Annotated in this window: 18 protein-coding genes and 1 tRNA gene; 7 read left to right on the top strand and 12 right to left on the bottom strand. The window is 55.1% G+C overall.

Translation table 11 applies throughout. The features are described from left to right. Positions 1–76: 76 nt before the first annotated feature. From VGM48_RS14910 to VGM48_RS14885, 6 genes are all read right to left on the bottom strand, one after another. Positions 77–2,443, bottom strand: coding sequence for a hypothetical protein (locus tag VGM48_RS14910; RefSeq protein ID WP_331580447.1), 2,367 nt, complete (start codon positions 2,441–2,443; stop codon positions 77–79). Between the two features lies 1 nt (position 2,444). Then, positions 2,445–3,599, bottom strand: a complete 1,155-nt coding sequence (locus VGM48_RS14905) for a DUF4249 domain-containing protein (protein ID WP_331580444.1) — start codon at positions 3,597–3,599, stop codon at positions 2,445–2,447. After that, positions 3,599–4,750, bottom strand: a complete 1,152-nt coding sequence (locus VGM48_RS14900) for a DUF4249 domain-containing protein (protein WP_331580442.1) — start codon at positions 4,748–4,750, stop codon at positions 3,599–3,601. Before VGM48_RS14900 ends, VGM48_RS14905 begins: the two co-directional genes overlap by 1 nt. 2 nt (positions 4,751–4,752) lie before the next feature. Beyond that, positions 4,753–7,524 (bottom strand): TonB-dependent receptor, encoded by a 2,772-nt coding sequence (locus VGM48_RS14895; RefSeq protein ID WP_331580440.1) that lies wholly within the window; start codon positions 7,522–7,524, stop codon positions 4,753–4,755. 1 nt (position 7,525) lies between these two features. Continuing rightward, on the bottom strand, positions 7,526–8,212 hold the full coding sequence (locus tag VGM48_RS14890) for a hypothetical protein (RefSeq protein ID WP_331580438.1): 687 nt from the start codon (positions 8,210–8,212) through the stop codon (positions 7,526–7,528). Positions 8,213–8,327: 115 nt separating this feature from the next. After that, positions 8,328–8,849, bottom strand: coding sequence for an acyl-CoA thioesterase (locus VGM48_RS14885; RefSeq protein ID WP_331580436.1), 522 nt, complete (start codon positions 8,847–8,849; stop codon positions 8,328–8,330). Between the two features lie 17 nt (positions 8,850–8,866). Between VGM48_RS14885 and VGM48_RS14880 the strand changes: the two genes are divergently transcribed. Then, positions 8,867–10,435, top strand: a complete 1,569-nt coding sequence (locus tag VGM48_RS14880; RefSeq protein WP_331580433.1) for a sulfatase — start codon at positions 8,867–8,869, stop codon at positions 10,433–10,435. Here the strand turns inward: VGM48_RS14880 and VGM48_RS14875 are convergent. After that, complete coding sequence (locus tag VGM48_RS14875) at positions 10,427–11,560, bottom strand: dipeptide epimerase (RefSeq protein WP_331580431.1); 1,134 nt, start codon at positions 11,558–11,560, stop codon at positions 10,427–10,429. The two genes, VGM48_RS14880 and VGM48_RS14875, sit on opposite strands and share 9 nt — an antisense overlap. An 82-nt stretch (positions 11,561–11,642) precedes the next feature. Next, complete coding sequence (locus VGM48_RS14870; RefSeq protein WP_331580429.1) at positions 11,643–13,316, bottom strand: D-aminoacylase; 1,674 nt, start codon at positions 13,314–13,316, stop codon at positions 11,643–11,645. Between the two features lie 77 nt (positions 13,317–13,393). Between VGM48_RS14870 and VGM48_RS14865 the strand changes: the two genes are divergently transcribed. Further along, positions 13,394–14,626, top strand: a complete 1,233-nt coding sequence (locus VGM48_RS14865; protein ID WP_331580427.1) for a proline dehydrogenase family protein — start codon at positions 13,394–13,396, stop codon at positions 14,624–14,626. Here the strand turns inward: VGM48_RS14865 and VGM48_RS14860 are convergent. Next, on the bottom strand, positions 14,592–15,503 hold the full coding sequence (locus VGM48_RS14860) for a hypothetical protein (protein WP_331580426.1): 912 nt from the start codon (positions 15,501–15,503) through the stop codon (positions 14,592–14,594). The genes VGM48_RS14865 and VGM48_RS14860 overlap by 35 nt on opposite strands. A 129-nt stretch (positions 15,504–15,632) precedes the next feature. On the opposite strand from VGM48_RS14860, the gene VGM48_RS14855 reads away from it, so the two are divergent. Next, positions 15,633–15,706, top strand: a tRNA-Val gene (locus tag VGM48_RS14855). 196 nt (positions 15,707–15,902) lie between these two features. On the opposite strand, the gene VGM48_RS14850 is transcribed toward VGM48_RS14855, so the two are convergent. Next, the gene (locus VGM48_RS14850; RefSeq protein ID WP_331580424.1) at positions 15,903–16,343 is read right to left on the bottom strand and encodes a hypothetical protein; all 441 of its coding nucleotides are present in this window, start codon (positions 16,341–16,343) and stop codon (positions 15,903–15,905) included. 15 nt (positions 16,344–16,358) lie between these two features. Next, positions 16,359–17,429 (bottom strand): alpha/beta fold hydrolase, encoded by a 1,071-nt coding sequence (locus VGM48_RS14845; RefSeq protein ID WP_331580422.1) that lies wholly within the window; start codon positions 17,427–17,429, stop codon positions 16,359–16,361. A 143-nt stretch (positions 17,430–17,572) separates the two neighbouring features. On the opposite strand from VGM48_RS14845, the gene VGM48_RS14840 reads away from it, so the two are divergent. From VGM48_RS14840 to VGM48_RS14825, 4 genes are all read left to right on the top strand, one after another. Beyond that, on the top strand, positions 17,573–18,229 hold the full coding sequence (locus tag VGM48_RS14840) for a hypothetical protein (RefSeq protein WP_331580420.1): 657 nt from the start codon (positions 17,573–17,575) through the stop codon (positions 18,227–18,229). A gap of 115 nt (positions 18,230–18,344) precedes the next feature. Continuing rightward, positions 18,345–18,905: a hypothetical protein gene (locus VGM48_RS14835; protein ID WP_331580418.1), complete on the top strand. Its 561-nt coding sequence runs from the start codon at positions 18,345–18,347 to the stop codon at positions 18,903–18,905. Positions 18,906–19,008: 103 nt separating this feature from the next. Continuing rightward, positions 19,009–20,340, top strand: a complete 1,332-nt coding sequence (locus VGM48_RS14830) for a Gfo/Idh/MocA family oxidoreductase (protein WP_331580416.1) — start codon at positions 19,009–19,011, stop codon at positions 20,338–20,340. A 261-nt stretch (positions 20,341–20,601) separates the two neighbouring features. Beyond that, entirely contained in the window at positions 20,602–21,453 is an 852-nt protein-coding gene (locus VGM48_RS14825) for a phosphatase PAP2 family protein (RefSeq protein WP_331580414.1), read from the top strand. Here the strand turns inward: VGM48_RS14825 and VGM48_RS14820 are convergent, their stop codons facing one another. Beyond that, positions 21,454–22,212 (bottom strand): ThuA domain-containing protein, encoded by a 759-nt coding sequence (locus tag VGM48_RS14820; protein WP_331580412.1) that lies wholly within the window; start codon positions 22,210–22,212, stop codon positions 21,454–21,456. Between the last annotated feature and the right edge of the window lie 28 nt (positions 22,213–22,240).

Genomic DNA, 22,240 nt, shown 5'->3' with positions numbered 1-22,240 from the left:
CTGCGGCACATCCGGGGCCGGCGGCGACGCGGGCAGGGAGGGCCGACGGGGCGAGGACAGTGGAGGGTAGGCGGTTCTATTTTCCGACGGTGAACGTGCTGACCGCATAGCCGGGGAGGCCATCGGCCGTGATCCCCTGAACTACCAGAACATATTTCCCTTTCCAATCGGAGGTGTACAGTGAGAGCTGTTTTTCGCCGGCGGCGTCGGTATCGACCTCGGGCGACCAGAGCAGCTGGTTGCGGAGATCGGGCAGGGGGCTTTGGTCGCCCGGCTGGTAGATGGGAGAATAGAATTCCTGGTGTTGCTGGAACCCATTATACTGGACCGCTACGGCGGAGGGATCCAGGGTATACCCACCGAGGTCTCCCTGGTAAGAAAGGAAACTGACGATACCATCGGTAAATGAGGGACCGTATTGATACCGGTGGGAGACGACGTCGATCTTATCGATCCTGAGCGGATCGATGGACATCATCTTCGCTCCGTCGAATACAGGAACGCCGTCGACGAGCAGCAGGGGATCGTCGTCAAAGAAATTGTTGAACAGGGCGTTTCGCACGCGGAAATAAGCGCTGCCGGAATTCCTGCGAACGCGTACATCCTGAATATATTCGCGGACCACTTCATCCATCGTTACAAACCGGGTATAGTCGTCGAGGTTATACCGGAGATCGGGATAGCCATAAAACCCTGTCGTGTCTCCCGGCGAGAGGGGCGACAGCCGATGTTTCTCCGCGGTGCGATAGGCATTTTCCGCCTGTACATTTATGCTGCGATACAGGAGTTGGTTCCGGGCTCCGGCGGGGATCAGGGAATCCGTTTCCGGTTGCCAGGCGAACCGGTCGGAGAAAGGGTTCGAGATCTCGATATGGAGATTGCTGTCCGCGCGGTTATCGGCCTGCACGATGATCTCCCTGCTCCCGTAGAAGGGGTTGACGTGAAACAGCAGGCTGCCATCGCTGCGACTGAGGGTCGTTGCCAGGCTAAAGCGTCTACCCGGTACCGAAAGATAGCCGATCGTCGGCGGGGGAGGCAGGTTTGTCCTTCTGTCTATAATCCTTCCGCTGATCTGCAGGCCATCCTTTTCCGGCCGGAAGTCCAGGTTTGACAGTTTATCCCGGAGGATATCCTCCCAGCGGAAGCGAGTCCATCCCTGTGTGAGCATCAGGTTGTCGAGGATGGCACTTGTTGCCGGGTCTGTGTTTTCGAAATAGGAAGCCGGGGATTCTATCCTTCCGCGGAGATCGGAGGTCAGCAGCAGATAGTTGACGATGTTCTCCTCCGGGATAGATTGCAGGGAATCAAGGAGGAATACGGACACGGACAGGTTGGCCCTGGCGGGGCGGTTGTCGGGCCGCGTCGTGGAGAGGCGGACCATTATCTTTTCGCGTGGGTTTGCCGCCGCGGTCATATTTACCCCGATGTGTAATTGCCGGCGGGGTGGTTTGCACCAAAGCCGTTCGCAGACCGGTTGCCGGTTGCTATTGAGGACGGTGAAATGGGATATCCCTTCGTCGAGGCTGTCCGGGTTGACGGAGAAGCTGACCTGGTTGTTATTGAGGTAGCCGGTCCGGACCATCTTTGCCTGGCCGCGGGTATGCACAAAAAGATACACCACCGGAGCGGTGGTGGCGGATGTTGCGGTTACGAGGATGCGAAGATCTTTTCCTTCGGGCCGATCGAGGTGCATTACATAGCCCTGGTCGAATGCCGTGGGGAGTTTTTCCGTCTGGACGGAAGAAGGGGTTTCCACGCGTGCATAGTAGCTGTTCCCTTTTGCGGGTGTCAGCGAGAAGTTTCCCATCCCCAGTTGGTTTGACTGAAAACGGGCGACCGTGTCCTGCTGCTGGGTGACGATCACGCCGTGACAGGTGATACCCCGGCCGGCGGCGTTGACTGCTTTGAAGGCGATGACGGAGGAGATGCCGTTCACGAGGTTACCGCCTTCGGGGAAGAAGCGGATATTATCCTCCCCATGGCGGGAGGAGTCGGGGCCTGCCGATTCGCTAAGGGTGTTGAGGATCGTCAGCTGTTGCTGGTAATACCCGTCGGGGCTAAAGTTCTTCATCCAGTTGGTATAGGCGCGGAAGACATAATGGCCGGAGGGAATGGAGGCGGGTATCCTGAAATAGCCGTCGCCTCTGGCGTTGTCGAGCGCCAGTTTTTCCTGCAACACGGCTTTCTGATCTTTATCCAGGACTTCCACGTAGACCCCGTTTGAGAGGGTAAGGGGAGTATCGGCGACCGCGTCGAGCGAATACAGCTTGAACCAAATGGTTTCCCCGGCGAGGTAAACCGTCTTATCCATGTGTACGAACAGCTTCTCCCGGGGGGTATGCGACTGGTACCGGACGAACGCGCTTTGCAGGCTATCTTTTTCGGCCTGCGCCCAGGCGGCGCCGCAAATGAAAAGCAAGAGGGTCGTAGTGATGATCCGCATATTACCAGAATGAAGGTTTTTGGTTTGTGCCGCCGAACAATCTGCAGTCCAGACAAAATTGTGGAGCCAGTATCAGGACCGTAAAGCCATGAAAATAATAGGGAGCGTAGCCGGAATCCTGCTTTGGTGGATTGAAAGCCGGGAACGTGGACGGATCATAGCCTAATTCGAGGGTATCACACTGATAAACGAGACTTTGGTGCTGCCAGTTGTTGAGCCAGGTCTGATAGACGAAGATCCTTTGTTGTTGTACCGAGGTGGCGCTGAGGAAGCCGATGACGGGTTCGGAAGAGTTGGTGATGCAGTGGATGTTGCTCACGAGTTGGGTGGGCTGGACGTCGAAAAGAGTTCCCAGGTTGTCGGAGGTCTTTTGAATGAGCAGCCAATAATTGTATGCTTCTTCCGTCAGGGCGTATTGGCGGACGAGGATACTATAGCGTTTGGTTATTTTGGAATCGCCGTTTGGGATGGTCCTGACGTTATATCCGGAGACGATGTCCTGCGAAAGTGCGGCATTATTGACCAGCTGGACGTTGGAAGAGTTGACGGTCGTCCAGCAAAACGTCGTTTGATCTGTCGTGTCCAATGCGATGATCTTGCCGTTGGCCACGCCCCAGGGCGTTGAAAAGGTGGCATCGTGCGCCCAGGTTTCGGTATAGTCGTACCGGTAGTAGCGGGTGTTGCCGGTGGGGTCATGAGAGGAAACATAGACGAAGAAATCATTGGGCTGGCGCCAGTAGACGCTGTCGAGCGGGGGGGACTGCTTACAGGGGACCGGGTCGGAAGCATATTTTCGGCCGTCGGAGGTCGTGATCGCGATGCTATAACGATGATTGATGTCGAGCGTGAGGGCAGCGCTGGTATAGGTGCCGTTGCCGGCGGTGTCGGTGAGGGACCAGGTGGCGCCATTGTCGCTTACGATGGAGATCCGGGCGTGCAATTCCGGGATGCCGGTGACGGTCGAGTCACCGAGATTTCTGGTCCGGTTGATCTTAAAGGTGGTGATGCTATTTGTCCCGGTGTTGATAAACCCATCCACCACCAGATAGCTGTTGACGGCCTGGATGGCGGGCGGGGCGTAGGTTTGTCTGCAGCGGATCCCGCCGGCGAGGAGCAGCAACAGGAAAGGGATGATATGTCTTTTTTGGATCCCCATTATTGCCAGAAAGAGGGTCTTTTATTGGAACCGCCGAAGAGCGTGCAATCCAGGCAGATGCGGGAGGCGAGCACCAGGGGACCATTCGTGATGAAATACCAGGGCGCATAGAGGGTATCCGGGTAGGTGTAGATAAGGGCGTCCGCTGGGTTTTTGGGAATACTTATCGAATCGCAGCCATAGGTCAGATCGTTGTGGGGCCAGCTGTTCAGATAATACCGGTAGATGAATATCCGTTGCTCCTGTACCGAAGTGGCGGAGAGATAGCCGATGACCGCTTCGGAGGGATTGCTGGTGCAGTGGATGTTGCCGAGCAACTGAGTGGGCTGCAGGTCGAACAGCGTACCGAGATTGTCGGAGGTTTTCTGAACGAGTAGCCAGTAATTGTAAGCGTCTTCCGACAAGGCGTAATCCCGGACGAGGATGGTGTATTTGATGTTGAACCGGGTGTCGCCGTAGGGGATGGTGGTCAGTGCAAAGCCGTTGATGACATCCGTGGAGAGGGCGGTGGAATTGGCCAGCAGGACATTGCCGGAGGGGACCGTGGTCCAGCACTGGGATCGCTGAGTGAGGGAGTCGGCGGCGGTGATCCTGCCGTTGACGACTATCCAGGGTGTTTGCAGGTTGGCATCGTGTTCCCAGGTTTCGAGATAGTCGAAGCGGTAGTACCGGGTATTGTTGGCGGGATCATGGGTAGTCGCATAGATCGTGAGGTCACCGGGCTGGCGCCAGTAGACGCTGTCGATCGGCGGGGTTCGTTTGCAGGAGACTGCATCGGAAGCATATTTGCGGCCGTCCGAGGTCGTGATCTCGAGGGAATAGCGTTGGTTGATGTCGAGGTTTAACGGGGCGCTTGTGTAGGTGCCGTTGCCGGCGGTATCGGTGAGGGGATAGCCGGCGCCGCCGGATGCTACGATGGAGATTTTGGCATGCAACTCGGGGATGCCCGAAGGTGTGGAGTCGTTGAGGCCTCTTGTTCTGTTGAGATTTATGGAGGAGACGGCGTTGGCGCCGGTGTTAATGAATCCGTCGACTACCAGGTAATTGTTTGTGGCTTTGATCGCGGGCGGCGCATAGACCTGTTTGCAGCGGATGACGACCACCAGCAGCGTCACCATCAATAGAGAAATATACAGGACCCGGAGCTTCATGATCAGAATTTTATGGTATAGGTGACGAAGGGTATGAGCGTGCCGAATATGGACAACTGGTAGCCCTTTACCAGGCCGTTCTCCTGGACGAAGTATACTGAGTAGGGATTTTTTCGTCCGGTGAGGTTGTATACGCCAAAGGTCCAGAAATTATGTGTGGCCTGATGGAGCCGGTGATTGCCGTCGATGATGACGGACAGGTCGGCGCGAAAATAGTCGGGTATCCGGTATTGGTTGCGCTGGGAATAATAGAGTCCCGGTGATCCGCCGAGGGTGAATACGGCCAGGGGGAGGGTGATCGGCCGGCCGGTGTTGTAGACGATGTTCGTCGAGATGCTGTAGCGGTGAGTGATGCGGTAATTGCCGACGAAATTGATGTTATGCGGCTTGTCGAAGCTTGCGGGGTAATACTTGCCGTCGTTTATAAGTTCGCCCGCGAGTGGATCGTCCTGTTTGAGAAAGGTTCTTGACCATGTGTAGCTGAGCCAGCCGTTCAGCCGGCCCGCGGGCTTCTTTAGCAGGAGCTCGACCCCATAGGCTTTTCCTTTTGTTCTCAGGACATCGGTTTCGATATGCGGATTCAGCACCAACTGGGCGCCGCTTTTATAATCCAGGTAGTTCTTTATCCGCCGATAGTAGACCTCGATGGATGCTTCGATGGTATTCGACTTGAGATTCCGGTAATAGCCGATGGAGACCTGTTGGCCCTGTTGGGGTTTGATGTTGGGGTCGCTTAGCTTCCAGATATCCGTCGGGGAGATGGCGACGGTGTTGGAGAGCATGTGGATGTATTGCTGGAGGGTATTGACGCTGGCCTTGATGGAGGAGTTATCGGAAAGCGTGTAGCGGGCGGACAGCCGGATCTCGGGTGCGCCATAGGTTTTTATGATCTTTCCTTTATTATAGACCGTGGTGTCGGTGATGGTTGTCACCTGTTTTGGAAGGCCGGGGACGTAATTGTAGACATCATGTGGCCCGAGATAACTGAATATGGAGTACCGGATGCCGGCATCGATGGAGAGTTTTGAATTGACGGTGTAGCGATCACCCAGATAGACGGCGTTTTCCAGTCCCTGCTCGGCGGCGAGTACGTTATTGACGACCCTGGAGTCCGCGCCGACCGGAGAGTAGTAACCGGGGTGCAGCGTATAATAGATGCTGTTGACACCATAACTGATCGAGTGCCGGTTGTTGGGCGTGTAGCTGAACTCGGCGCGGAACCAGGTTTGGTTGATGTCGAATCCCAGCTTAAACGCGTTGACCGTATCGTGGGGATCGGAGATTCCATACTGATAGCGATCGAGACCGGCTGAAAAAAGAGCGTAGGATTTATTGTTGAAAATGTGTTTCCATTTTATGTTGGCGTTCCTGTTCTTATAGCGATAGGTGGTGTCATTGTTCAGATTGAACCAATCGGAGCTGAGGTAGCCCATCAGATAGAGGCTGTTCTTTGGATCGATGACATGGGTGATACGGATATTCCCATCATAGAAATTGGCTTTGCTGTTGTTGTAGGCGCTGTTTGGGACGGCATTCAGCAGCCAGTCGGAATAGGTGGTGCGGAATGCCGCCACGATGGATGTTTTGTCTTTTTGGAGGGGCCCTTCGATCGCAAATTTGCTGGTCAGGGGACCGATGCCCGCGACGCCCGACCATTTTTTGCTGTTACCGTCCAGCATGGTCACATCCAGGACGGAGGACAGGCGGCCGCCATATTTGGGTGGGATGGCGCTTTTATAGAGTTCGACCCCTTTTACGACATCGGGGTTAAAGGCGGAGAAGAACCCGAAGAGATGGGAAGGGTTATAGACTGTTGCGTCATCGAAGAGGATCAGGTTCTGGTCCGTGGAGCCGCCCCTGACGTTGATCCCGTTGCTGGCTTCGCCTACCGAGGTGACACCCGGGAGGGTAAGAACGACCTTCATTACATCGGTTTCGCCAAAGACGACGGGCACCTGTTTTATCTGTTTTATGTTCAGCCGGTTTACGCCCATTTGCACGCTTTGGGTGTTGGAGGTCTTTTCGGCTGAGACGATGACCGTTGTCAGGGTGGTGATGGCATCCACCATATCGACGTCCAGTTTTCCGTCCGAGTGGAGATCGATGTGGCGCCGGGTATCTTTCAGTCCGGCATAGCTGATGTGGATAATATGGCGGCCTTTGGGGATGGTGAGCGAATAATAGCCGAATTGGTCCGTCGCCACTCCGAGTGCCGTCGTATCGGCATAGACGTTGACGCCGACGATCGGCTCGCCTGTTTTGCTATTCCGCACGTAGCCGGCGATGGTGGCTTTTCCGCCTGAGCGGCCGGTTCTGCTGCCGATCTCCAGCAACTGGTTTTCGACGAGTGCTTTTTTCAACCCCGAGCGCTCCTGCTGCGGCTGTTCTTCGCTGAGGATATTCTTCGATGAATCCGGCAGGCGGGTGGCGCCGCCGAGCCGCATGGGCAGGGTGGTGAGCAGGACGACGTGTCTGGTGATGAAGATGCGTCCCGAGGGATCGATGGTATAGTGAAGATCGGTATTCTGAAAGATCTGGTCCAGGATCTGGGAGAGGGTGGCTTTGTTGACCGACATTTCGATGGACATGCTGTCGACGTCCTTTGGATCGTAGTAGAAACGATAGCCGGTGATGCCTTCCAGGCGGGCGGCGAGGCGTTGGAAGGTATATCCTTCGAAGTTGCCGGTCACCCGCGGCCGGTCCTGTGCCTTGGTGTCCACTCCAGCGATGAGGAATAGAATAAGAAGGAAGATATGAAGCGGGCGGTGGGGCATGTCAGTTGGTTAATTTCAGATAATACGCCGTCGTGGATACAAGCGCTTTCTCAAGGTCTTTTTTGAAGCGGATGTTATTGTCACGGATGTATTTTTTCAAGGTGGGTTTTTTGTCTTTCAGTGGTGCGAGGAGGGAGGATTCGCCATCGACGGGAGTGTAGGCGCTGCCGATGCGGAGAAAGTAATAACTGCGCTGTTCATATCTTACCGGGTCTTCGGGCCTGGCCGGGAAGACGAGTTTTTTTTCGCGGTGGGCGAATAGGGCAACGGAGTCCCTGCCGCAAAGCTCTTCGTAGAAGCCTGCTTTGGGTAGCGATGAAGCGAGTGGGGTTTCCGGGATATAGCGAAAGGAATGATCCCCGATGAGAAAGTGGCCGATCTTGTTCGGGATAAGGCTGATCAGCGCCTTGCCCGTATAGTCGCGGATAATGAGCTCGTCGAGAACGAGGTCATATTGCATCGGGAGATTGGGGTATAGGATGCCGTCATAGACCAGGGTGCCCGGTTGCAGGCTGTCTGAAAGCAAGAAGGGAAAGCCTACCGCGTGGATGCCGTTTCGAATATATTCGTGGCCATTGTAAAGCCGGCTATCGGGGCCGGCGCCGTCCTGGGAGAGGGCGGGGCTCGCTGATAAGGCTAGCAGTATAAGCAGGATACAGCAGTTGATGAATCGCTTTTGGGAATTCATTAATGACAAGCTTTGGTGTGTGACGGGCACGGGATACCAGAAGCGACCTATCGTGTACTGTGGACGCTTTCTAAATATAGAACAAAAGCATGTCTTTAAAAAATAATCCTCGGCCTTAGCTTTTCATGAAGAAGGCTTTCAGTTCGCCGGCTTCTTCGGGTTGCATTTTTCCGCCGAGGATCAGGCGTAATTGCCGGCGGCGGAGTGCGCCATCGTATAATTTTTTTTCCTCGTCTGTTTCGGCGTTGACCTCGGGGACGGGGCGTGGTCTGCGGTTGGGGTCGAGGGCCACGAAGGTATAATAGGCTTCGTTGCTCTTGTAGCGATATTGCTGGGTGAGGTCTTCTCCCCAGACCTTCATGTGCACTTCCATGGAGCTTTTGAATGCGCGGCTGACTTTTGCCTCAATGTGCACCACATTGCCCAGTTTGATCGGGTTTTCGAAGGATATATTGTCGACGGAGGCGGTGACCACCGGGGCGTTGCAGTGTTTTCCTGCGGACAGGGCGGCGGCGATATCCATCCAGTACATCAGGCGGCCGCCCATCAGGTTGCCGAATACGTTGGTATCGTTTGGCAATACCAGTTCCGTCATGACAATGAGGGATTCTTTGGCCGTCTTTGCTTTAATTTGCATACTGCAAATATATACAGATGAAAGGACATATCATTTTCTTGCTTGGGCTCCAGCTTTTTGCGGGTGCGGCAGGCCGGGCGCAGAGCCGGGCGGTTGTTCCGGCGGCTGGCGCCGGGCGACCTAACATAATTTTTATTTTGTCAGACGATCATGCCTATCAGGCGATCGGCGCATATGGCAGCCGGTTGACTGCGACGCCCAATATCGACCGGATCGCCCGGGAAGGAGCCCTTTTTACGCGGGCGATGGTCACCAATTCCATTTGCGGGCCCAGCCGGGCGACGTTGCTTACGGGCAAATACAGTCATAAGAACGGCTATACGTTAAATGAGAAAAAGTTCAATACCAGTCAACCCGTGTTTCCGATGCTGATGCGGGGTAATGGCTATCAGACGGCATGGATCGGGAAATGGCATCTGGGGAATCTTCCCCGGGGATTCGACTATTTCCGTATCCTCAACGGGCAGGGGGAGTACTATAATCCCGATCTGATCGATTCGCGGGATACGACGCGGATGACGGGTTATGTCACCGATATCATCACGAAGCTGACGGAGGACTGGCTTGCCGCGCGGGATACGACGAAGCCCTTTATGCTGGTTGTGGGTGAAAAGGCCACCCATCGGGAATGGCTGCCCGATATCCAGGACCTGGGCGCCTATGATGGCCGGGATCTTCCGTTGCCGCCGACTTTTCATGATGACTATGCCGGGCGCAAGGCGGCGGCGGATCAGGATATGACGATCGCGAAAACGATGCGGCTCAGGGAGGACCTGAAGGTGCATGCGGACTACGAGCATAGCGGCATTTACAACCGGTTTACTCCGGAGCAGAAGAAGGCTTTTTACAATTATTATGAGAATACCGTCAGCCGGGAATTCGATGCGCGGAAGGACAGCGGGGAGGCGTTGCTGCGCTGGAAGTATCAACGGTATCTGAAAGATTATTTATCGGTGGCGAGGTCGCTGGACCGCAATATCGGCCAGTTGCTGGACTATCTGGACAGGAGTGGATTGTCGAAGAATACGATCGTGGTGTATACTTCGGACCAGGGATTTTTTCTTGGCGAGCATGGCTGGTTCGACAAGCGGTGGATCTATGAGGAGTCGCTCAGGACGCCGTTTGTGATGCGATGGCCGGGGGTTATCAAGGCGGGGAGTACGGTTCCGGCGATGATGCTCAATATCGACTGGGCGCCGACGATGTTGGATATTGCGGGGATCCCGGCTCCGGCGGATATGCAGGGAGTTTCTTTTTTGCCGTTGGTGGACGGCAGGCGGGGTGCGCGGTCGACTGCTGCCGCTGCCGCCGGCTGGAGGAAGGCCATGTACTATCATTACTATGAGTTCCCGCAGCCGCATCATGTCTATCCGCATTTCGGCATCCGTACGGAGCGATGGGTTCTCGCGCGATTCTATGGGCCGGGGAATTTCTGGGAGCTGTATGACCTGGAGAAGGACCCGCATGAGGTGAAGAACCTTTATGGTGATCCGGCGTATGCCGGGAAGATTGCCGAATTGAAGCAGCAACTGAAGCGGCTGATCCAGCAGTATGACGACCAGGAGGCGCTGAAACTGTTAGACTGAGGCGTGTTCACATTGCCGGAGGAAGGCTTCATCCGCGTCGGCGCCGATGCCGGGGGTATCCGGGGTCTCGAGGAAATAGCCGTTGTACCGAACGCCGCCAGTGACCGGGTCGGTCTTGTGTCCCAGCAGACAGGTATCCATATCGTGGAAGCGGATGTTGTCATGGGCGAGGGCGAAATGGGCGAAGGCGGTGAGGGCTACGCGGCTTTCCAGCATGCCGCCCATCATACAGGGTATCTGGTGTTCTTTACAGACGGCATCGATCTTTGTGGCTTCGAGGATGCCGCCCGATTTTGCAAATTTTATATTGACGTAGTCGCAGGCTTTGGCCGCCAGGAGGCGGGTTGCATCGGGATGATCGAAGACGCTTTCGTCGGCCATGATCTTTACCGGTGACTGGCTGCGCAGCAGGGGGAGGCGGTGGTCATCCCAGTGTCGCATAGGCTGTTCGCAGAACTGGATATCGAAAGGTCCTATTTTTTGCAGGGTGGTGCGGGCGGTTTCGAAGTCCCAGCCCTGGTTGGCGTCTATGCGCAGGATGATGTCCGGGCCGACGGCGGCGCGGATCCGGCTGATGCGATCGACGTCTTCGGGACCGTTTTTTCCGAGTTTTACCTTGATCATGCGGACGCCGTCGGCTTTGAATTCGACGGCTCTGGCGGCCATTTTCTCCGGGGTGTCGATGCCGATGGTGAGATCGGTCTCGATGGGTCTGTTCGCGATGGTTTTCCCGCTGCTGTTGTCGCTGGTGCTCCCGTTGCCGAGGAACTGGTAGAGCGGCTGTCCGGCGGCTTTTGCGGCGAGATCATGCAGGGCCATGTCGAAGGCGCTTTTGATGGTTGCGTTGAAGGCCGTGAAATCGTGGAGTTCCTGCATGCGGGTCGGCAGTGCGGCGGCGTCTTTTCCTTTCCAGAGGGCTGCGAAGTCTTTTGCCATCTCGAAGCAGGTGGCTTGTGTTTCGCCGACGATCATGGGGAAGGCGGAGCATTCGCCGACGCCGTAGTAGCCTGCGTCGGTGTGTATGCGGATGAAAATATTCTGGGCGTAGTGCATCGTTCCCGTTGCGATGGTGAAAGGGTGCATCGGGATGGAGAACTTATAGATATCGGTGTGAAGGATCGTCATGGTGCGTGTTGATTTCGCCGTTGGCGCGGCAAAGATAAGGGCTTGCGGGTTGAAATTAGCGGTGGGGGTCAGCCGGCTTTGTTCAGCCGGCTTTGTAGCCCGGGCCGAAAACGGCGCGGCCGGGTTTGGCGCCGGTATGTGTTCCTGCTTTGAGGACCTGGGCGCCGTTGACGAAGACGTCCTCTACGCCGGTGGCCAGCTGGTGGGGTTTTTCGTAGGTGGCATTATCTTTTACCGTGGCCGGGTCGAAGACCACGACGTCGGCGTAGTTACCGGTTTTTAGCGTTCCTCGTTTGTTCAGCTTCAGCCAGCCGGCGGGCATTCCGGTGAGTTTGTAGATGGCTGTTTCGAGCGGGATCAGTTTTTCGTCGCGGACATAGTGGCCGAGGAGCCGGGCGAAATTGCCATAGGCGCGGGGATGGCAGCTGCTTTTCAGGAATACTCCTTCGGGCGCCATGCTGGCTTCGTCGGAGCCGAAGGCCATATAGGGAAGGGCGATCTCTTTTTTCACGTTTTCTTCGCTCATCAGGAAATAGATGACCTCTACCCGTGAGTGGTCGGCGATGACGAGATCGATGATGGTCTGTTCGGGGGTAGTATGCCGCATTTTTGCGATCTCGCTGAGGCGTTTGCCGGTGAGGTACTTCAGGGAGTCCTGTTTGAAGCCGGTGCAGATGATGTTGTCTGCGCCGGCGCCGAGGTAGAGATTTTCCCAATCCTTTGACGGCGTGCGCATCTCTTTTATCACCTGCTTGCGGATGACCGGGTCTTTCAGGCGCTGGATCCATTTGTCGAGCCCGCCTTCCTGTACGGCGGTGGGCATGGAGGCGTCGAAGCCGGTGGCGCCGGCGGTGTAGGTATACATGCAGGCGGTGATGTCGAGGCCGGCCTTGCGGGCGCTGTCGATCTTTGCGATGAGGCTGTCCATCTTGTTCCAGTTGGGTTTACCGGCTGCTTTGAGGTGGTAGAAGATGGCGGGGATATGGGCTTCCGCGGAGATGTGAATCAGTTCGTCAGCGGCTTCCAGCAAGCGGTTCCCTTCGCTGCGGATATGGGAGATATAGACGCCGCCATAGGGCGCCGCTGCCTTGCATAGCTGGATGAGCTCAGGGGTCTTTGCATAGGCGCCGGGGGCATAGATGAGGGCGGAGCCGATGCCGAGGGCGCCTTCTTCCATGGCTTTGCGGACGAGCCCGTTCATCCGGTCCTGCTGCGCGCTGTCGGGGGCGCGGTTGGCGTAACCGAGCAGGTTCTCGCGGATAGTGGCCGCGCCGACGAAGGAGGCGACATTTGTCGAAACGCCGTTTTTTTGCAGGTGCAGGAGATATTCTTTCAGGGTGGACCATTCGACAGGGTATTTGATATCGCCCTGGTCTTTTTGTTCGGTCTGCCGCATGGTATCGGTGAAAGGTCCTTCGGAGGAGCCTTCACCGAAGATCTCGAGGGTGACCCCCTGTTTGATTGCGCCGAGGGAGCGGCCATCCTGGAGGAGGGAGACCATGGACTGGCTTTGGAGATCGATAAAACCCGGGCTGACGGCCTTGTTCTTTGCGTCGACGATAGTGGTGGCCGTTGCTCCGGAAAGGTCGCCGATGGCAGCGATGGTGTCGCCCTGGATGGCAATATCGCCTAAAAAGGGCCTGGCGCCGGTGCCGTCATAGACGGTGCCGTTCTTTACAATCGTGTCATAATGGGGGGTAGGGTGGCAGGCAAGAAAAAGCCCCATCAGGGGCCAAAGGGGCGCGCGTTTTCTCATGAGCAGACGATTTAATCCGAAAATACGGTGAATTTTTGCAGCAATCGCTAATTTTGCGGCCAAATTATCGATTGTCAATGAGTACCACCCCCAAATCTGTTTCTTTTGAAAATACCGCGAATGCATTTGAATACAAGTCCAACAAAGAACTAAAAAAGGCCGAGTTCCTTTTTCGAAGCATGGGTTTTTCCGCGCTGGTGAAGATCGGGACGCGGGTTACGCCGTGGATGATCCGGTCGGGTTTTCCGGTGAGGAGTATCATCCGGGAAACGATCTTTAATCAGTTTGTAGGTGGGGAGACGTTGGATGAAACGGCGGATGTGGCGCGGAAGCTGGGTGAATACCGGGTGCAGGTGATCCTCGACTATGGAGTGGAGGGAGGTGAGGATGGGGAGGAAGGTTTTGACCATGCGTGTAAAGAATTCATCCGGGTGATCGACTATGCGGCCACGCAGGCGAATATCCCTTTGATGAGTATTAAAGTGACGGGGTTTGCGCGTTTTGGCCTTTTGGAAAAGCTGGATGCGGCGATGGCCGGCATCGAGGGATCGTTGATGAAACGATATGCCCGGGCCTTGGAACTGTTGACGCCGGAGGAAACTGCCGAGTGGCAGTCGGTGAGCCGGCGGATGCAACAGATCTGCCGAGCGGCGGCCGATCGAAAGATCGGGGTGCTTGTGGATGCGGAGGAGACCTGGATACAGGACCCGGTGGATGCGCTGACGATATTGATGATGGAGCAGTTCAACAGGGGCAGGACGGTTGTTTACAATACGATCCAGCTTTATCGCCGGGACCGGCTGGCCTTTTTAAAAGATTCGTTTGAAGCGGCCGAGCAGCGGGATTTTATCCTCGGGGCCAAACTGGTTCGGGGCGCCTATATGGAGAAAGAGCGGCGGCGTGCGTTGGAGAAGGGTGTTGCGTCGCCTATTCAACCCGATAAGGAATCGACGGATAAAGATTACAATGCGGGGGTGGAGTTTTGTATCGCGCATCTGGATCGTGTCTCAATGATCGTTGCGTCGCATAATGAATACAGCAATCTGCTTGCGGTGCGGCTGTTGCAGGAAAAGGGGGTGGCGTTGAATCATCCGCATGTTCATTTCTCGCAGTTGTATGGCATGAGTGACAATATCACCTTCAATCTGGCCAAGGCCGGCTGTGCGGTGAGTAAGTACCTGCCGTTCGGGCCTTTGAAGGATGTGATCCCTTATCTGATGCGGCGGGCGCAGGAGAACAGTTCGGTTTCGGGGCAGACGGGCCGTGAGCTGGGGCTTATCCGAAAAGAGCTGCGGCGTCGGGGTTTATAAAGGGGAAGGACTTGCCGACGATGGAGTGGGGGGTATGCGGGAATTTTGCGACGAGGGTTTCCTGGTGGATGATGAGGCAGGAGATGTCGATGGTCCGGCCATTTTCAAAAAATATTTCCACTCTTGTCAATGCGGGGTAGCCGCCACGCTGGCGGCGGCCATAGGTTGTTATCTGCCGGATGTCTTTTTTGTTGTAAGTATTCAGCGAAAAGGGATTTCCGAATGAGAATTCATCTTTTCCTTTTGAGAGAATGAGGAGTTTGTCTTTTGCGGAGCGGTAATGGTTGGCGGCCAGGGCGGCGATCCGTACCAGGAGGATAATCATCGCTGCGGGGAGTATCAGGAAGGCGATGGAGAAATGCGTCAGCGCGAGAAAGCCGAGGGTCCAGACTGTGGCGACAACAAGCAGGAACAGTGCTGCGAGGACAGGACCGATGAGGCGGGCGGGGGTCAGGGCGTAATGGAATTCCTGGGTTTTAAAGTGGATAGAGTTGGACTGTAGCCAGGTGGTTTCTTTTTTGAAGCCGGCGGGATCGAAGGGATGGACCCCGAAAAAGGACTGGATGACCGGATCGACGGTGGAAATCGTGTCGAACGACCGGGTAAACAGGTGGTGGTCCTTATCAAAATAATGCAGGACAAATTTGCCGTTGTAATAAGGGGATAGTTTGAGAAAGTCGTTGTCGGGTCCCTCGATGGTAATGGAGGGGTTTGTGAGGCCGATGGAGATATGGTCACGTTGCTCTTCCCAGGGGTAGTTGGCGATCAGCCGGATGGTTTCCGCGGCGTCGCAGGGATGGATTGCGGTGAATTCGCCTGCTTCATAGTCCCGGTATTGGAGTTTTACGATCAGTTTGTCTTTGGGGGTTCCTTCCATTTGTTCCCGGCTTTAAGGGTAGGGTTGGCTAAAAATAAAAAAATCAGGGGGTATTTGGGCGGGGGATTTTGTTAATTGGGGATTTTAATGAAAATTTGCAGTTCGAATGCAGCCGGACTGGTTGTATACGGGTTGTTAGCTCAGTTGGTTAGAGTATTACCTTGACATGGTAGGGGTCACTGGTTCGAATCCAGTACAACCCACAAGGCCGGCCAGACGATAAGTCTGGCCGGCTTTTTTGCTTGGGAGCGGTAGCAAGCTTGCTTGCGGACGCGAACAAGTGAAAAAGCCGCAGCCCGCGGTAGCGGGCTGAGAGGCCTTGGGTAAGGGGGCCGCCGGAGGCCATGGAGCAGCGAAGCTAATCCAGTACGACTGAGGTAGCGGGCTGAGAGGGCTCTTTTATGAGGCATCGGAATAGTACATGATGCCGATGAGGACGGCGAGGAGCAGGGCGGCGCCGATGAGGCTGATCCCGACGGCGCGCCAGGGGTTATAATATTGTCCGCCGTTGGCGCCGTGTGCGCGGAGGGCATTGCCCTGATATTTTTGTACGAGGACCCGGGTGATGGTGGAGTAGAGGAGGGGGATCACGAAGGTTGGGAGGTTTGTGATGCCGGGGACGAGGAAGACGGCGCTGAAGATGAGGAGGGTGGAGACGATGCCGATGATCCAGGCGTTTCGTGCGCCGCGCGGGGCGCCGAGGCGGTTGAAATTTTCTGCGGCCAGGTAGCCGCCGATGAGGGGGCCGCCCAGGAAGGTAGCGATGCCGATATGGCTATCCTTGTATAGTTTAAATGCGGGTGGCTGGGTGAGGATGTCTTCTGTTTGCTGGTATTCCATGTGGGGGTGTTTGATCTAGTTTTTATTTGTGGCGACGAGGAGCTGGGCGAGATCCTCGCCCCAGATGGCGGGCAGGGAATTGGTGCCGTGGCCGACGGTTTTTTCGGTGATGGGAAGGAGGATATATTTTCCTTTTGGTACTTTTTTGATCTCTTTCTCCATAATGCCGAGTTCGGGCGGGTTGATCTGGTCGTCGGCGGAGTTGATGGCATAGACGGTGGCCTTTATTTTCGATAACCAGGGGGAGGGGTCGTAGTCGCGGGAGGCATCCAGCTGGTAGATGAGATCGTTGGCGTCGAGGGAAGAGAGATACCCCTTCTCCATGGCGGCCAGAAGTTGATCGGCTGCTTCGCGGGTGGGCGCTTTCTTTTGTAGTTGCAGCGGGCTGCTGTTCATAAAGAAAAGGGAGGAGGACGCGCCTGCGAGGCCCTGGAGGGGTTCGGCACTGTACTCGCCATTTTTCCAGGCGGGATCCATTTCGATGAGGCGGATCGCCTGTTTGCGCATCATGCGGTTGCGGCCGGCGATGGCGACGGGAAGGCTTGCCAGCGGAAGCAAGGCGTCGCAGTATTTCGGATAGGTATAGCCGAACATCCACGCGTGCATGGCACCCATGGAAGTGCCGAGGATCAGCCGGAGATGATCGACATGAAGATGGCGGGTGAGCAGCAAATGACAGGCCTTCACCATGTCATCGTAATTGTAATGGGGGAATCGCATATGAAGACTATCGCTGGGTTTGCTCGAGCCGCCATGGCCGATGCCGTCGGGCAGGATAATGTAATATTTGTTGGTATCGAGCAGTTTTCCGGGGCCGAAGAGCACGCCGGCGAAAGAAGGGGTAAGAAAGTTACGGCCTCTGCTGCCTGTACCATGGAGAATGAGAACGGCGTTACTCACCTGACCCTGTTGATTGTTTCGCGGTTGACCAAGCGTGACATAGTGGAGCTTCAGGACCGGCAAGGTCGTTTCACCCGTGTGAAAAGTGAAGCCGGGGATCGAATAATCGCCGGAGACGGTCTGGGCGATGGAGGTGCTGCAAATAAAGACCGCAGGGAACAGAAAGGATAACAGTCGGATTGACATTTGAGAAAGGATCGTTTGAATTAAAATTAGCTTAAAACACAACTTAAAACCCCTTGTGCACGTATTAATCTTAGGAATTCGTTAACAAAGTCCGGATAAACTTTAACAAAGGCGGAGGTTCCAAGCCGCCGAAATCCCTGGTTATGAAGAGATATTTTGCTTTAATCCTAATTGCCTTTACCCTGTTATCCGTTGCCTGTCATAAGAAGACCTCCGGTCCTAATCCGGGTTATGGGGCGAATTCACTTTTTCCATTGACGGCGGGGAATACCTGGTACTACCAGGATTCGGCGTTTACGGATTCCGGCGCGGTGGAGGCGTACCTTGATACGATGGTGGCGACCAAGACGACATGGACCGATCCGGGTTCGGGGACCATCTTCCTTGGTCTTCAGGATGGCCAGTATGGCTGGTTTGATAGCGCCTTTATCGCGGTCGATCCTTCCAATTTTGCGGTCTACGAAGCGGATGCACCGTATTTTCAACCCTATACTTTCTTTCAGACGGTGAACCAGGATGGGGCGGTCGGTACCGGCGGGGACTATTCGAATCCGGCGTGTCCGATCTCATCGGTACAATATGGCTATGCTGCGCCGGCTTCCATCTATGGATACCAAGCATATAAGAATGTCGAAGTGATCACGGACTGTCATTCGACGATACTGGAAGAAGTTGTCTCTTATCTCAGTCCCGGAGTCGGGCCGGTGAGAATGGAAGACTGGCGGACGGATACTACGGGAGGTAAGAACATTTTCTATGAGGATTTCTCGCAGACACTGGTGAGTAAGAACCTGCATTAGAGGCCACGCAGAGGCCGGCTGAGAGGCGCGCAGGGACCAGTTGAGGGCCGCGGGGAGGCGCGTTGGATCACACTAAAAAGGCTGTTTTTTCGTTATGGCTGTCAAAGCCAGTACCATGCGAAAAACCATCGGTTTCCTAGTCCCTATTGTGTGTATATTGATCGTCGTTTCCTGTAAGAAATCCGGTGCCCTCACTTCCCAGGGGCTTGGCGGAACCTGGGCCTTTCTTGGGATGAGCGCACAAACGCAAACCACAGCGGATACGACCGGTGGGGTCCGGGTTGTTACATCCGCCTCTTTTGTTACCAAGAGCAATGTCGGTACGATAAGTTTCAACACGGATTCGATGGCCGTTTCCGGCCTTGGATATACGGTAGATACTTCTTTTACAACCTACTTTTCCTTTAACAGTGTGGTGTATGACTCCGTCAAGCAGGCGCTGAGTTACACGATACCGCCCACATCGGTTTCCGCCAAATATACGATGGTCGGCAGCGACTCGCTTTACTTCCCCAGCGGCGGGATCCTCGCGGCGTTGGATTCCACGTCCAAGGGGCAGGGCTCTACGTATGTGCTGAAGGGAGACAGTCTGACGCTGACCTCGCAAGGCTTCGACACCAGCGGCGCGGCGGTCACTAACATCCGATCGGTGATCTACCTGAAGAGACAGAAATAACACCCCTCCGGACGAGTTGCGGGAGAGGGGTCACGGCAAAATACAATCGATTGCAGAATCTTTTGTATATTGAAGCTGCGTAGCAAATCTGCGCGGCTTGTATATGAAAAATTCCCGGCGTACTTTTCTTCAGCAAGGCTCGGCCCTCGCGGGTGGAGCGATCCTTCTTTCGGCTTTTAGTTCCCATCCTTTTTCTTCTTTTAGCGGTGTTTCACCTTCCGACCAGATCAATGTCGGGGCGATTGGCCTGAACGGCATGGGTTGGGCCGATCTTTCGGCTGCGATCAAGTTGCCGGGTGTCAATGTCGTGGCGCTTTGTGATGTCGACAGGAACGTCCTTGACAAGCGGATGAAGGAACTGGAGTCCAAGAAGGTGGATACGGGTAAGATCAAGACCTATGGGGACTACCGGAAGCTGTTGGAGCAAAAGGATATCGACGTGGTGATCATCGGTACGCCCGATCATTGGCATGCCCTGATCATGATGGAGGCCTGTATGGCGGGCAAGGATGTCTATGTGGAGAAGCCGGTTGGCAATTCCATTGGGGAATGCCGGGCGATGATGGCTGCGCAGAAGAAATACAACAGGGTGGTGCAAGGCGGGCAGTGGCAACGCAGCCAGCAGCATTTCAAGGATGCGGTGGATTTTGTACAGTCGGGACAGCTGGGGAATATCCGGACGGTGAAAGTATGGTGTTATCAGGGTTGGATGAAACCCGGACCGGTCGTGCCGGATACGGCGCCGCCCGCGGGCGTGGACTATGCGATGTGGCTGGGCCCGGCGCCTACGAGGACGTTCAATGCGAGCCGGTTCCATTTCAACTTCCGTTGGTTTTGGGACTATGCCGGCGGCCTGATGACGGATTGGGGTGTGCATCTGCTGGATTATGGGTTGTTGGGGATGAAGGCGCAATATCCGAAGACGATCGCGGCGCTGGGAGGCAAATTCGCTTATCCCGACCTGTATGAAGAAACGCCGGATACGCTGACGACCCTTTATGAGTTTGATGGGTTTAACCTGGTGTGGGACCATGCGATGGGCATCGACAACGGCAGTTATGGCCGGGATCACGGCATCGCGTATATCGGCAATAACGGTACGCTGGTGCTTAGCCGGGGCGGATGGGAGGTGATCGAAGAACGGCAAAGCAAGAACAAGGTGAGCAAGCCTTTTGTGAAGTCATCCGACAACGGCCTGGACAATCATATGGCTAATTTCATTGGCGTTGTGCGTAACCGTAAGATGGAGGAACTGCATTGTTCGATCGAGGATGGTTCGCTGGTGGCTACGGTTGCCCAGATGGGAAATATCAGTCTGCGCAGCGGGCAGCGGCTTGCCTGGGACAAGGCGGCGGGGAAGTTCACCGATGAGGGGGTCAATCAGCAATACCTAATGAAGGAATATCACAACGGTTATAAGTTGCCGACGATATAGGGATGATGGGTGCATTCAAAGGCCGATGGCTTCAGAATGTCGCCAGTATGTTTACAGAAAGGCTAGCTAAAACGATTTTCTGTTAAGTTTCTTAACCAAAATCGGTGTTAATTCCGTGCGCGCGGTGTCGCAAAAGCACCCTTTTGCCCGGATTTTCCAAAATTTCTTTTGATTTTTGTCGTTGAAGAGAGGTGCAGGGATAGCCAAGTTCCCCGAGACATGGAATGCCGTTCAAAACTAAACATTAAAGAATACATCACTATGATTAAACTCGTAACCGTAGCAGTATGCCTGACCTGGGTGTGCCAATTGGCGTCGGCACAGAATTTAAGAGAGAATGAAGGGTCAGTCGTCCCGGATACGATCAAGGAAGTGAGCATTACCCCGACCTGGGGATCGGCGCGCGACACGGTGCCCCATAAGATCGACTGGCATCTGGCGGCCACGTACAAACAGCCCTTTCCCTTTCATAGTCTTTTTCTGCCTGCGGCGATGATCGCGTATGGCGCGACGGCGGTGCATAACGGAACGTTGCAAAAGGTGAACGGGGAGGTGAAGGAACAGGTCTGGGAGGACAATCCACACAAGCCTTTTCACCTGGATAATTATCTGATGTTTGCGCCTACCTTATCGGTGTATGCGTTGAATGCGGCGGGTATTCATGGAGCGCATAATTTCAAGGACAGGACGATCATCCTGCTGATGGCGAATGTTATTGCAAACGGAACGGTTTTCTCGGTGAAGGGCTGGTCGCATGAGATGCGGCCTGATGGGTCGGATCGGGCTTCGTTTCCGTCGGGGCACACGGCGGAGGCATTTGTGGGGGCGGAGTTCATGCGGTTGGAGTACAAGGATGTCTCGCCCTGGTATGGTATCGCGGGTTATGCGATGGCGACGGCCACGGGGATGTTAAGGATGTACAATGACAAGCACTGGATGAGTGATGTGATAGCGGGTGCGGGTGTGGGTATTGCGTCTACGCGAATCGCCTATTGGCTGTATCCCAAGGTGCAGCAGCTGTTTGGCAAGAATAAGAACCCCGAGGTGGTGAATGTGGTCATGCCGACCTACAATAACGGGTCGTTCGGGCTCTCTTATGTGAAGAGATTTTAGCTATTTTTTCCCCATTGCATATTGGATGCCGCCCAGCACATGGTGCAGGAACATCGGGTCAGACCAGGCTTCGTCGGTGTGGCCCAATGCGGTATAGAAGGATCTGCCGCCTTCGAAGGGGTGATACCAGGCCATGGGATGGTTTTCGCCGTTCTCGCCGCCGCTATAGGAAGTCTCGTCGATCTTTATGAGGACCTTGATGTCCGGCGCATAATACTTGTAGTTGTACAGTTCGTCGAAATGCGTCCAGGGGTTGGGTAATCCCTGTGTAGCGGGGTGGTCTTTGTCGACGATGATGAATTTTGCTTCCTGTGGGCGGGGGTGGGACTTGAAGTAGCCGCCTACCAGATCTCCATACCATTGCCAGTTGTATTCGCAGTCCGCGGCGGCGTGGATGCCGACGAATCCGCCGCCCTGGTGGATATAGGCCTGGAGGGCTTTTTCTTCTTCGGGGCCGAATACGGTGCCGGTGGGGCTGAGGAAGATGAGTGTCTTGTATTTTTTCAGGTTCTTTTCCCGGAACCGCGTTGAGTCGGTGGTGCTGTCGACGGCAAAGCCATTTTCCTGTCCCAGTTTAGTGATGGCGGCGATGCCGGTGCTGATGCTGGCGTGATGATAGCCATTGGTCTTGCAAAAGATGAGCACGCTCGGTTTGGCAAAGCGGTCGGAGTGGGAGCGGTCGCAGTAGCTGCAGACGATGGTGCAGATGGTGAGGCCGAGCAGGAGAATGCCAAGCCTGTGACGTGCTAATCTTTTCATATCGGTGAACCTGTTGTTTTTTCGACTA

Origin of the sequence: Puia sp. (assembly GCF_036500295.1) — a bacterium.
Taxonomy (GTDB): Bacteria; Bacteroidota; Bacteroidia; order Chitinophagales; family Chitinophagaceae; genus Puia.
Note: the sequence above shows the minus strand (reverse complement) of the source record. Positions and strands in the feature narration are given on the sequence as shown.